Raw genomic sequence first — 13,351 nt, 5'->3', positions numbered from 1 at the left:
TGAAATTCAGCAGTAGCTTGAAGTTCTAAAGAAAATTCAGACATAAAAAATCGGTCCCAGATACATATCTGGGACCGATTATGAAGACTATTAAGGATCGTTCAAGAGTCTTAAACGATCGGCATTAGCACTTAGGCTCGGTTCTTATCCAACAAGGTCACGCTTACAGTTCGGCGTTGTGGTAAACCTGTTGTACGTCGTCACATTCGTCTAGCATGTCCAAGAATTTTTGGAATTTCTCAGCATCTTCACCCGCGACTGGCGTGTGCGTTTGTGGGACAAACGTGATTTCTTCTACATCCAGTGTCAAATCAGGGTAGGCACCCGTCAGAGCCGTCTTTGTTTTGAAGAACTCAGTATGAGGGGCAAATACCGTGATCACACCATCTTCAAGTTCAACGTCGGTTACATCCACATCGTCCATCATGAGTGTTTCTAGGATAGCTTCGTCATCGTCGCCTTTGAACTGGAATACGGCTTGGTGATCGAACATGTGAGAAACAGAACCTTCCACCCCAATTTTTGCACCGGTTTTCACAAAGCATTGTCGAATATCTTGGAAAGTGCGGTTACCGTTATCGGTTAAACAATCTACGATCACGCTAGTCCCGCCCGGTCCGAAACCTTCGTAACGCGCGGGCTGGTAATCTTCACCACCACCGCCACTCGCCTTATCAAGCGCTTTATCGATAACGTGTGCGGGCACTTGGTCTTTTTTCGCTTTCGCAATCAGGTGCTTAAGCGACAGATTCATGTCTGGGTCAGTACCGCCGTTTTTCGCGCATACGTAAATTTCTTTACCGTATTTGGAATAAACTTTAATTTTTGCGCCTGCAGTTTTCGCCATAGAGGCTTTGCGCACTTCAAAACTTCTTCCCATCGGGATGTTCTCTCTAATTCAATAAATGCGAAAGATTGTAGCAAAAACAAAAACCAATTCAATTTGACCTTGATGGATTTTGCTTTAGGGCAGCTAAGCCACCCCCATCACTCTTTTATATTTTGCTACCGATTGTTCGAATAATTCGACTTCTGATTCCAACCTCAGTTTGGATTTGTGCTCAACCAGCACCTCAGGTCCCGCCTGAGCTTGCTTGATTTTCCACACCAAAAACGAAGCTTGCTTGTCGATTTCTATTTCATTTTTCTCTTCGGAAGGAAGGAGCGAAAGGTTAAACGACATCGTAAGACCTGCATCGATAGTTTGAAAGGGCAAGAATATATCACAGCCTAAGCCATTAGGTAGAGAGCTACGGAAGAATTCAAAAAAGAAAAGTGACAGGAATCAAGAATGGTGACGTAAAAGGAATTTCGCGATATGAGTTGCCCCTCAAGCCATTGGTTGACTGCTATTCAGTCGAATCCATGATCTGAAGGGAGAGAACAAGAGGTATAAAGTAGAAAGAAAAGTAAGAGAAGAGAGCCATTTAAATTGCACGCAATTTATTTACTTTTAGATTGTGCGCAATTAATATACGCCTAAAATAAACATTGCGCACAACTTAAATTTAACACATCGAGGACTCCTATGTTTGCTGAACTTTTTTCCCAATACGCTTTCACGCTATGGGGCTTGTGGTTGATTCTATTCACGGTATTCGTTCAAGCCATTGTCGCGTCCGTGGCTCACCGTAAGCAATCTCATTATGTCCCCGGAATTGTCGACAGCAATCTGAGCCACGAATCCTTTGTCTTTCGGAGCCATCGCACCCACCAAAACTCGCTCGACAACGTCACCGTATTTGTTCTCCCTGCGATTTTGGCGATGTTCGCTGGCATGTCTTCAACAACGCTGGCTGTTTTCGTGTGGATTTACGCCATCGCTCGACTCATTCACATGGTGTTGTACTACGTCATTGCTACAGAGCGTAACCCTAGCCCACGCAGTTATTTCTATATGTTGGGTTTGATGGCCAATCTAGGATTGTTCATCGCACTAGGAATAAACGGCTTCTAACAAGCGCGTATAAATTTTGCTACTCTCTGTTTGCTTTCATATGAAAGGAGAAGAAAGTGCGAGCAGAATTTATTGAAGGACAAGTCCGTTTTCGTCCTCACACCTTTGAGTTGCCATTGGATTACCAAAAACCCGATGGCGACACCATTTCCGTTTTTGCCAGAGAGCTGGTGGACATCAGTAAAGACAGCGAATCACTGCCATGGTTGGTGTATTTTCAAGGCGGTCCTGGCTTTGCCTCACCAAGGGTTGACGGCAGTTCAGGTTGGGTGAAACGCGCACTTCAGCAATTTCGGGTTTTACTGCTCGACCAACGCGGTACGGGTAACAGCAGCGTCATTACGTTTCAAACCTTGGAGGGCCAAAGCCCCGAGCAGCAAGCGCAATACTTAAGCCATTTCAGAGCCGACAACATCGTTCGTGATGCGGAAGCGATTCGTGAGCAATTGGGTATTGAGCGCTGGAGCATTCTTGGGCAAAGCTTTGGTGGGTTCTGTTCTCTGACCTACCTATCGATGTTCCCAGAAAGGCTAGAGCGTTCATTAATCACAGGCGGGGTGCCTTCATTAGTTCGTCACGCCGACGACGTTTACCACGCCACTTACAAGCGAGTGACCGACAAAAACAACGCGTTTTTTGCTCAGTTCCCAGCCGCGCAAGCTCAATGCCAGAAAATCGCAGACTTCATTCTAAACAATGATGTGATCTTGCCAAATGGTCAGACATTCTCGGTAGAACAATTCCAGCTCATTGGCGCAAATCTTGGCCGAAGTGGTGCTAACACGCCGATGTACTATTTACTGGAAAATGCGTTTGTCACGGTTAACGGTGAAGAAACCCTGAGTTTTGGCTTTTTGAATGCCATGCTTCAAGAGCAGGTATTCCACACGAACCCAATTTACGCGTTGTTGCATGAATCCATCTACAACCAACATGAAGCCTCTTCTTGGTCGGCACACCGTGTGAGAGAGGAATACCCTGAATTTCACTACAACACCGGCAAACCGTTCCTGTTTACCGGTGAAATGGTGTACCCGTGGATGTTCGACCAATTCCAAGGATTGCGACCACTCAAGCAAGCCGCCGATTTACTGGCGGAGAAAAGCGACTGGGGAAGCCTGTATAATGTGGACAAACTGGCGAGCAATACCGTGCCAATAGCCTGCGCTGTATACGCGGACGACATGTACGTTGAAATGGATTACAGCCGAGAAACTCTGGCGGGCATTCCAAACAGCAAAGCGTGGATCACCAACGAATACGAGCACAACGGCATAGGCGTCGAGGGTGAACGCATTCTCGATAAACTCCTAGAGATGGCTGACGCGATCGCCAATTTACCGCCATCTACTTCAACTACCTCGATCAGCTAAAATGAAAAACCTCCCCTTTGGGAGGTTTTTTCTTTGTTTATCCCGAATTCCGATTATTTAATAAACCGTGTCGGTCCCACTTTTATGCGTTTTTCGACCTCTTCATTCGGCGTTTCAGAGAGTGGCTGTGACTCTGAATGAGCAAGATAACGAACCACAACGGATTCACTCACATCAAAGGGCTCATCCGTTGCAACATCGACATTCTGAGCGCGATCCGCAATAAAAATGTAATCCAGTTGTTTCACGACTTTTTCATTGTGCATTAATCGGAATAAACCCAAATAATGGAAAACGCCCGTCCCTTGAGTCGTCACCGCATAGGGGGCGACAAACGTCATCGCCTCAGAGGGATCACCATAATTCAATGGGGTGATTTTAAGAAAATTGACGATGACTTCGCCACGCTGGCCATCTACCGAGTAAAACCCTTTTGCTCTCGCCTTTTCAAGCTCACCAACCACTTGGCTTAACTGCGCTTTCGACAAACTTTCAGGCACACTCACCAACCACGGCTGTGCATCTTCAAGTGCAAACAACTTGAGCATAACGGGGTCTGTTTCAGCCGTTTGCTCCGATTTTACGGTTCTACCCTGTTTGGCGTAAATCTCTTCATCCGTCAAACTAAAACGATAAACCGCAGCAATGATGACCACACCCAGAAGCAGTATGGGGATCAGCAGAACCAAAGGGATCGGTAAAATTTTTTTCGACATGTCGGCACCCAGAATTGACAACAACAAAGAGCCCGAGGGCTCTCAATTCACTGGACGGCATTTTACCCTGAAAGACCGTTCACACTTAATGATTTAGTTCTTTAATGGCCACTTTCTGTTTATGCACGGTCATTAAGCGAGCTTGATCGACCGAATACCAAGCTTGGCGCTCGCTATCTAATGGCTCGGAAGCCACCACAATGCCCTTTTCCATCATCTTATAAAACAACGTGGGCGCGTGATCATCAGACGCATATCGAAAGGCCCAAATCGTCTCACCATCCGACCAACTCGCACTGATCCGAAGCGGTTCTTCGATTTTTTCGTCCAGCATCAGGGACTCTATCAGTTCCAATGTTTTGCCTATGGCGGCACTGGGTTCCCCTTCCACCAACCCATTCGCAATCAATAACAAAAACAGCAACTCACTGTCGGTTTGCCCTTGCCTGAACCCATAAATAGATTTCGGGATTAGACGTTCAATGTGCCAGCGCAGCTCGGCGTAGCCACCAATTTGACCATTGTGCATAAACAACCAATTTTTATATCGAAATGGATGGCAATTCGTACGCGCCGTTTGTGTCCCCGTTGAAGCACGAACATGAGCAAAAAAGAGGGGAGACACAATATGTTCTGACAGGCTTTTTAAATTGCAGTCACTCCACGCAGGCAGGACTTCTCGATACAATCCAGGATCCTCTTTCACGCCATACCAACCCACACCAAACCCATCCGCGTTAATCGCTGTAATGGATTTCCTTGCACTCATACTTTGTTGTACCAACGAATATTCGGGCGCAAAAATTAAGTCAGATAGGTACGTTTCTTTTCCTTGATAAGCTAGCCAGCGGCACATATTTACTCCTAGTTCAAATATGGCAAGTTAATATATTCTCCTAATAAACATCATAGTAGATATTGGACGCTACCGTCTTCAACAAAGGTAGCAAAGTCTACCCATTTTTTTTGAATATGACGGAATTGAGCTGAGCGCATACGCAAGTTCATGATGTTCATCACGGGTTTGGAAGACTGACCTGAAGCACTCACTGAAATCGATAATCGAAAGTGGGTGCGTTCCAGTGAGCGCTCTCGTACAGGTAACGGAACGGGAGGGCTTCACCCCGACTTGAAAACTGAGTTCAAGGTGGTCATCGCCATATAGCAAGGCGGTAATACCATATAGAAAAGTGGTCATAACCATATAGAATGTACGCGGTTTATCTACGTCATTAGGGTCTGTTATCCTTTGAGGCGTGTAAAAAGAGCCAGTCAAACTGGCTCTTTTGGTCTTCTTATTCAAACAATGGCGGTCTATTTATGAACCTTATCTGTTGATGAACCGTTATCGGCCGTAGTTTTTGACAATGTAGGCTTCAAAAGCATCGCACATTTCCGCGTCAGAACTCGCATTTGAGGCAAGCTCTTTGTCACCATCGACCACTTTTATTGTGGCTTGCAAGGGAGATACGCTGGCGCGTTCTCGCGAGGCCAAGCCTTTGATTTTTTCTTGCTCTTTTTGCCACGCTTCATCCACCGACAAGTTACACTCGTCGGCTAAGTATTTCGCGTTAAAGCCTTCCCCCGTCAGACTGACAATGGTGTCATTGTGAGACGTGCTGTTGCCGCCGTGCCAGTAATGTTTCGCCAGTAACGGACCAATTTCTGGGTTATCCGTTAGATAGCCGAATGTCTTTGTAAAGTGCGCGCGCGTTTGGTACACCGCCATGTGAGCCAACAGGTATCCCTGATACGCACAAGCGGACTCATCGGATAACAAATGAGGGATTGCCAGCAGCGGACGCGGGCTGCACTCTAAGCCAAGAATGTTCTTTTCACAGTCACGAGCTAACTGAGTGATGTTTTCAGGGGTGAGTTCGTCATCGCTTAACTCATAAAGCGCTCTTTCGAAATACGGCACAACAAGAATGCTGCGTTCTTCATACGCTTTAAAAGGCTGACGGCTATTAATCATCGCCTTGATGAGCTCATCTGGGACGGGGTTGCCATCGTTATCGAGTGCATACTGCTTAAGCCAATCGGCGTCCGTCAATAGGCTGTCACAGAACATGGATTGTGTTTCTGCATACGCCATCGATGTAGGGGCGAATTCCTGTGAAAAACACGGAGCATTCAGTTTCACATTGGCAAAATGAGCGGCGTGTCCCCCTTCGTGGAACAAGGTGTTAATGCCATCGTATCCACTGCCGACTTGGTCTGGCTTTGCGTTGCTGGTGAAGTTCACCTGCGCGGGCACCCAGTTGCCCTGATCGTAAAAAGACGGAACCGGCCCGTGGCAGAAACCATTCGGGTATTTGCCTTTTCTATCCAACAAATCCAGCGTGAGCGCGGCATCGGAATATTCAATGTTCAAACGACCAAATGATTCTACCCAGCGACGCAACGACTTAGAGAACGGGACGTACGGATCCAGATCGCGCATCACATCACCCGAAAATGAGTAGATGAAGTTATGGCCCGCCAGCGCCCCTTCCCCTTTCTCTGCCGCCAAATTCTTTAAGCTGCTGAGGTGGGCATCACGCGTACGGGCTTCAAAATCGTCCAAAATACTGAACAGCTCTTGCGTGGTCATTTTCTCCATTTTTAAGATGGAGTAATCAAAAAAGGTCTGGTACCCAAGGGAACGAGCAAACGCATTCCGGCGTTTCACCAGCTCAATGAAACCATTGTTGAGTAACCATTGCTCTAAATCCAGAAAAGCGGAATGAGCCGATTGTCGAACGTTTTCATTCTCGTTCGCGCGAACCGCCGCACCAACCACAGGCAAGGAGCCTTCTACCGATTTGCCATGCTCATCGATATAAGTCAGGGCATGTTTTTGATTGCGTTCAAACAGGTCGAATTCAAACTTAATCAAATCTGCTTTGAGTTGTTGGCTCTTTTCGCCTTCAATCGCGTGAGCTTTGAACATCGCCAGCCAACCTTTAAGACCCGCGATGGTACTGTGTTTTTCTTGCGAGTCGCTGATGTTTTCGGCAGCGTCTAGCTGCTGATTGATGTCATTGATTTGTGAAGCTTGGCTTAGGAATTGAGTCCATTCCGTTTGTGCGTTAGAAGACCCTTCATGGTCATCACTGATACCCATGTAGGTTTCCCAGAAAAAATCTTCTTTCGTACGATGGATAGCCAGATAACGTTGATTTAAGTCGTTTAGATATGCAGTTGCCGACATGTTGATCCTTCAAGCTGTTGTATTTATTGGCGCGGAATTATCGCATGGAGCGCACCGCTAAAATAGTGAGCCAGACGTGTATTTTAACAAAACTTCAACTAAGAACACTGAACTCAACACCATAAATCATTGAATAATAAGTTTTTGTTTTATACTCATTACTTGAAACCGCCCTTATGCAACACCATTGTTTGTTATTCAGAATTCAATGTTTAAGGGATTAGAAACAATGGCTCCATTCTCCATTCGTCATGCTGTGGCTGAAGATTCCACGCTTATCATTCAATTTATTCGTGAGCTTGCCCACTATGAAAAAGCAGAGCACAAAGTTCAAGCCACTGAACAAAGTATCCGAGAAACCCTTTTTGGCGTAGGCTCCACTACCCATGCGCTTATTTGTGAACTTGACGGCAAAGCCGTCGGGTTTGCTGTGTACTTTTTTAACTACTCCACTTGGGTAGGGAAATACGGCTTATACCTAGAAGATCTGTATGTCACACCCGATGCACGTGGCACGGGAGCAGGAAAACACATTCTTAAGCATTTGGCGCAGGTTGCCTTAGCTAAAGATTGCGGTCGATTTGAATGGAATGTATTAGACTGGAATCAACCTGCCATCGATTTCTATGAATCCCTTGGCGCGAAGCCTCAAAGTGAATGGATAAGCTACCGATTAACAGGAAAAGCGTTGCTGGATCTTGCTGAGTCCTAGAACTTAACCAAACTGAACCACTTTTCCAGCTTTAGGGCACATTAACCTTTCACTTGCTACATTTTAGCCCTAAGCAAACACAAAGCACTTGCCTCATAATGCGTGTAAATTCGTTTATGGCATATAGCAAATCTGTGCTTGCTTAGGCAAGGTAGTGAAAAAGTCAGTAAGGGTATTAACGTGCGCATTCAGTCCATCGATATATTACGAGGGATCTCGATTTTAGGGATCCTATTCATGAACATCTATTACCACGGCTTATTTGCCACCGGATACGTTTCTCCCGAATTTCCTCCCATCAGTGACACTTTCATTAATTTGTTCAGCGGTGTTTTTTTTGATGGGCGCTTTCGAACCTTGTTCTGCCTGCTCTTTGGTGTTGGTTTAGCCATTCAATATCGTTCTTATAAAAGAAAAAACATTGCCCCCAAAGAAGCCATAAAGCCAAGGGTGAAATGGCTGATGCTGTTTGGGGTATTACACGGGCTGTTTATTTTTGGTGGTGACGTGTTACTGCTTTATGGGGTATCGGCGCTGTTCGTTCTTAAATCGCTTGATCTTCCGCTCAAAAAGCTTCTTAAGAAATCTTACCGATATTTGATCATCGGTGGAGTGCTGAACTTCAGCATTGCCTTCGCATTTCTTTTCTTAGAAGAGCCACCACTGGTTCAAGGAACGCCAGAGTTCATGGAAGTGTATGACTTATGGTTCAGTTCTTACGGCATACAAATGCTCATTCAGGGTGGGGTGGCACTCGTTATTGTATTCACGTCTCCTCTTTGGGTATTTTGGCAGATAGCTGGCTTGATGATGCTCGGTGCTTTCTTATTTCGAGTCGGTTTTTTCTCCAAAGGTTTCGACAAAAAAACGTTCCGCTTGGTCGCACTGGGGGGCATAGGCTTTACGGCATTAGACTTGGCGCTACGCATATACCTTCCAAATCAGACGGCAGAACTTGGATCGATTGTCGCCAGTGTCTCTGCAATTTTTGTCGCACTGATCTACGCCCATGCCATTGTCAAACTCGTCGCCAACCAAAACACTGTGGTTTCGTTATTTGCGGCACCAGGTAAGCTGGCGTTTAGCCTGTATATTTCGCAGTCCATTGTGATGGCCATACTGCTGCGCTGGACGTTCACTGAGTTCCACTTAACGGCCACCCGATGGGATTACATCCTCATTGCCCTTGCGTACACCGTTGTACAAATTGTTGCCGCTCACCTGTATTTAACAGCCTTTAAACAAGGACCGTTGGAATACATTTGGAGAAAAGCATACACTCGAAGCCAAGTAAAAAAGCAGTTAATCCCTACGCATCGTTAAGGAAGCATCATGAGTTTGAGTTTTTGCCTACCCTAATGATTCTGGCTTTGGAACGATTCCAGCAACGTTGTCGCCATTGAAAAGTCATATCTTTCAATCGCTAAGACTAACGCTTCTAGCGTTTCTTTATTTTGCGGAGAAGCATCTAACAATTGCTGGGCGAGTTGCACAGCGTCGGCATCGTAACCTTCGATGGCTTGCGATAACTGGCTTAATAGCTGATCTATATTGGCATGAGGCTTATCCGCTTTTTTCCCTAAGCTGCGCGTTGACCTATACGCTTCCAACTCTTTTTGAATGCCAGAAATTCGCGCTTTCATGGTATCAATCCACTCTTGAGGTATGGTCTTTCTCTCTTTAGCATTCCACTCCATTCGCTCGGCGATCTCCACCAACGCAGGGACTCTCAGGTTCCCTGCGGAGCCACGAATCGTATGAGCAAACCTTTCCATATACTCCCAGTCTTCCCCCGCCGACTTTTCTTCGAATTCAGCAAGATCTCTCGAAGTGTTTGAAAGCATAGAACCCAATAGCCTGAGATACTTATCTTGCGTTATTCCTATCTCTTCAGATGTATCATTGATATTGATGCCCCCAATGTCATCGGTTTTAGGGACATTTGACGAACTATTACTTTTAGCGGATTGAACGGGAGATTTAGCGGATTGAACCGGAGATTTAGCGGATTGAACAGGGGATTGAGAAGAAGGCAAAACGGACGTTTCTTCGGAAAGTACAGGGGCATCCAAATAGTGCTTAAGCACTTTGTAAAACACGGAAACATCAATCGGTTTGGTGACATGGTCATTCATTCCGGCATTAGAACAGGTTTCAATATCTTGCGCCATCGCGTTGGCGGTCATGGCAATAATCGGTAAAGTATACCCTTCTTTTCGCGCTTGTTTTGTTGCTGTCACACCGTCCATCACTGGCATTTGCATGTCCATTAACACAATGTCGATATTGTTTTTCGAAAGGGCGTCTAAAGCGATTTTACCGTTTCCAGCAATAATGACTTCAGCTCGTGTTTTTTCTAGCAAGCCCATCGCCACTTCCTGATTAATCTCGTTATCCTCGACCAATAGAATGGTCTTACCCGTTAAGTCTGGCGTTTCAATGTTCGCTCGGTTTCGTTTGATGAGGTTCTTGGCTTCAATGCCATACGCATCCATGATGGCATCGAGTAACGTAGAAGGGTTAACGGGTTTGAGTATGAACCCGTCGATTAACGGCGAAACTTCTTCATCTATCCCCACTTCCCGCCCATAAGCGGTAACCAAGAAGCGTTTCAAGTCGGTGAAACGTTCATCTCTCGGCAAACGCTTTAACAGCTCAATTCCGTTAATGCCCGGCATGTTCCAATCGACAAACACCATATTAAATTGGTCGGTATTCAGCTGCTCAATAGCGTCGTACCCATTGGTGACCGACGTGACACTGAACTCCATCGCTCCCAACAAATTTTCCATGATGCTTCTGGCAGTATCGTTATCATCGACCACCAACGCTTTGCGCTCTTTTATGGGTTTCAAAGGGGCGGAGATATCGCGCATCTTGGCACTTTGCAGGCCGCATTGAATGGTGAATATAAAGTGAGAGCCTTCACCTACTTTTGAAGTGACGGTGATGTCACCCCCCATCAATTCAACGAGCTGTTTACTGATATTCAAGCCTAAGCCCGTTCCCCCATGTTTGCGGGTCGTGCTCGCGTCCGCTTGAGTAAAGGCTTCAAATAATTTCGTTAACTTATCTTCTGGAATACCTTCCCCTGTATCGCTCACCACAAAACGAATCTCGGCATGTTGCTCATCCTGTTTATTCAGGCTGGCTTTGACAATGATTTCGCCATCATGAGTAAATTTCACCGCATTCCCACACAAATTAACAATCACCTGCCCAAGCCTTAGCGGATCGCCAATCAAGTTGATCGGCATGGTTGGATCAATGTCTAACACCAGTTCGAGATTTTTCTCTTGTGCTTTAACGGAGACAATAGACACCACATTTTCCAGCACATCGTCCAAACAGAAATCAATGTGTTCAATATCCAGTTTGCCGGCTTCTATCTTTGAGAAGTCCAGAATGTCATTAATGATGCCCAGCAAATTTTTCGCGGAATCATTTATCCGATTCACATATTTTTCTTGAATGCTATCGAGATCGGTATTCAACGTGAGGTGTGCCATGCCCATGATGGCGTTCATTGGCGTACGTATTTCGTGGCTGATGTTGGCAAGAAACTCACCTTTGGCCTGGCTCATCGCATCAGCGGTCTCTTTTGCCTCAACAAGTGCATTCTCCATTTGCTTGCGTTCTGTTTGATCAAGCAAGAGACCCACAATGCCGTTCACATTGCCATGGCTATCCAAGAAAGAGGCTTCATACACCAGCATTTCTAACTGTGTCTGGTTGGCAGGGGTAACCTGAACTTCGTAGTTGGCGTTGCTTTCTTTTTGGAACAAAACTTGGTGATACTTTTCGAATTCTGGCGCGGCTTCTCCAAAAATCAAGCTAGGAGTCGACCCTAATATTTGCTCCTCACTTAACCCCATCAGCATTCTGAACTGGCTATTTATGGTGATAAATTGCCCTTTGTTATTTAGGCAATACATTGGGTTTGGCGTGGCATTTAAAATTTCCTGATTCAGCTGAGACTGTTCCAGTGCTTTCTGCTCGGCTTTGCGTTGCAATTCTAAATTACGACTCAATTGAATACTGATGGAGAGATCATTCAGCATTCGTTTTAACCATTGCAAATGAAGGTCATCGAGGCGATGTACTACCCCAATTTCCATCACGGCAATCACATTTTCCTTCACCAACAGGGGTAAATAGTACATTTCATTCAAAGACAATTGCCCACCATTGTATGGCACCACAAACGCCCCCTTTAGATCTCGTATCACCACCGGCTCTTTACTACGAGTCACCCCCATCAGCGTAGAGCTTTCCTCTTTAATCACCGAATTTTGGCTTTCTCCATAGCCCGCCCCCGATATTCGTGTCAGCGCATCGTTTTCGAATATATATATGCCGACCATTTCAACAGGGAAGTGCTGCATTAAGAAGTGTGTCACGCGGTCGCACAGTAATGAGGTCGATTCATTGTTGCGTAATACAATGTTGAAGTCTTTGACCAACGTATTGTTGCTAAGCTGTTCTGAAATATGATGAAAAACCACATTTAGGCTATCAATAAAATACTGCAAATCTCCGTAAGCGCGTTGGGTTAAAGTGAAGGAGAAATCTTTATTTTCTACTTTTTCGACGACTGTTTGAGAGAGCTTGCTGAGAGGGCTGATATAGAGGCGCCAAAGCAAAATAAACGACAAACCAATCGCTGTAATTAACACCAAAAACAGGATTAGGCTGGCTTGCTCATTGGAACGTATGTTGGCTTCATTTGCGACGATCTCAGAGTTAAGCCGATCAAGAATGGAATGGTGAGCAGAGGATATCGCCGCCATTATTTTCGCTTTTTCAGAAAAATACTGATCGCTGTACAACAATGAACGGGCACGATCTAAGTCCTCGGTTCCTGTTATACCCCATTGCCCATACTGGTCTTCTTCTCGCCCTTCAATCGCGTTAAACGCTTCAACTTCAAGCCCAACCAATGCGTTCGATAACGCCAGCGCATTACTCAATTCGCTGAATTCAAATGCCTCAATACCCGACTCTTTTATCCTTTGTACTAACGTAGGACCACTAAAACCCAACTCGGATGAAGGTAATTGTTCTTCCATGGACACAATATCCCAATACTCGTATTGATTCCCCTCAGGTATAGGGACCTTGCCATTTCGCACGTCTAAGACACGGTTGAAAAGCCGTTTCCACTTCGGATTTCCTGTCGCACCGTAGGCTCTAGCAAACTTGGTTAGGTGATCCGAGCTCCCTTTTAATTCCATTGATAACCGATAAAAGTTTGCCAATTGAGATTGCAAACTTTGCGTTTTTTTATACAAATACGTGTTTTCTTGATTCAATGAAAAAATCGCAACAGATACAGCCCCCATGATAAGAAATAGCATCGAAAATAGGATTTTTATTGATTTCATAGCTCAAGACCTGTCC

10 protein-coding genes are annotated in these 13,351 nt (G+C 45.5%); 4 read left to right on the top strand and 6 right to left on the bottom strand.

Going from position 1 to position 13,351, the window contains the following annotated elements; all coding sequences use genetic code 11:
- Nucleotides 1-163: 163 nt before the first annotated feature.
- Nucleotides 164-880, bottom strand: coding sequence for a YebC/PmpR family DNA-binding transcriptional regulator (locus HC752_RS14825; protein ID WP_190335948.1), 717 nt, complete (start codon nucleotides 878-880; stop codon nucleotides 164-166).
- Nucleotides 881-973: 93 nt separating this feature from the next.
- Nucleotides 974-1,183 (bottom strand): DUF3283 family protein, encoded by a 210-nt coding sequence (locus HC752_RS14820; protein ID WP_104398728.1) that lies wholly within the window; start codon nucleotides 1,181-1,183, stop codon nucleotides 974-976.
- 345 nt (nucleotides 1,184-1,528) lie between these two features.
- On the opposite strand from HC752_RS14820, the gene HC752_RS14815 reads away from it, so the two are divergent.
- Both HC752_RS14815 and HC752_RS14810 read left to right on the top strand, forming a co-directional pair.
- Nucleotides 1,529-1,957, top strand: a complete 429-nt coding sequence (locus tag HC752_RS14815; protein WP_190335947.1) for an MAPEG family protein — start codon at nucleotides 1,529-1,531, stop codon at nucleotides 1,955-1,957.
- Between the two features lie 56 nt (nucleotides 1,958-2,013).
- Entirely contained in the window at nucleotides 2,014-3,330 is a 1,317-nt protein-coding gene (locus HC752_RS14810; protein ID WP_190335946.1) for an alpha/beta fold hydrolase, read from the top strand.
- Nucleotides 3,331-3,383: 53 nt separating this feature from the next.
- On the opposite strand, the gene HC752_RS14805 is transcribed toward HC752_RS14810, so the two are convergent.
- The 3 genes from HC752_RS14805 to HC752_RS14795 form a co-directional block, all read right to left on the bottom strand.
- Complete coding sequence (locus tag HC752_RS14805) at nucleotides 3,384-4,046, bottom strand: hypothetical protein (protein ID WP_190335945.1); 663 nt, start codon at nucleotides 4,044-4,046, stop codon at nucleotides 3,384-3,386.
- An 85-nt stretch (nucleotides 4,047-4,131) separates the two neighbouring features.
- Nucleotides 4,132-4,902: a class II glutamine amidotransferase gene (locus HC752_RS14800; RefSeq protein ID WP_190335944.1), complete on the bottom strand. Its 771-nt coding sequence runs from the start codon at nucleotides 4,900-4,902 to the stop codon at nucleotides 4,132-4,134.
- Between the two features lie 489 nt (nucleotides 4,903-5,391).
- A complete protein-coding gene (locus HC752_RS14795; protein WP_190335943.1) occupies nucleotides 5,392-7,239 on the bottom strand; it encodes a M3 family metallopeptidase in 1,848 nt (615 codons plus the stop codon).
- A 229-nt stretch (nucleotides 7,240-7,468) separates the two neighbouring features.
- On the opposite strand from HC752_RS14795, the gene HC752_RS14790 reads away from it, so the two are divergent.
- Nucleotides 7,469-7,951 (top strand): GNAT family N-acetyltransferase, encoded by a 483-nt coding sequence (locus HC752_RS14790; RefSeq protein ID WP_190335942.1) that lies wholly within the window; start codon nucleotides 7,469-7,471, stop codon nucleotides 7,949-7,951.
- A 237-nt stretch (nucleotides 7,952-8,188) separates the two neighbouring features.
- Nucleotides 8,189-9,274, top strand: a complete 1,086-nt coding sequence (locus HC752_RS14785) for a DUF418 domain-containing protein (protein ID WP_194717376.1) — start codon at nucleotides 8,189-8,191, stop codon at nucleotides 9,272-9,274.
- A 32-nt stretch (nucleotides 9,275-9,306) separates the two neighbouring features.
- Here HC752_RS14785 and HC752_RS14780 read toward each other — a convergent pair whose 3' ends face one another.
- The gene (locus HC752_RS14780) at nucleotides 9,307-13,335 is read right to left on the bottom strand and encodes a response regulator (protein WP_190335940.1); all 4,029 of its coding nucleotides are present in this window, start codon (nucleotides 13,333-13,335) and stop codon (nucleotides 9,307-9,309) included.
- Nucleotides 13,336-13,351: the final 16 nt, after the last annotated feature.

Origin of the sequence: Vibrio sp. S9_S30 (genome assembly GCF_014694455.1) — a bacterium.
Taxonomy (GTDB): domain Bacteria; phylum Pseudomonadota; class Gammaproteobacteria; order Enterobacterales; family Vibrionaceae; genus Vibrio.
The sequence above is the reverse complement of the archived record's forward strand: the minus strand, read 5'-3'. Positions and strand labels throughout refer to the sequence as shown.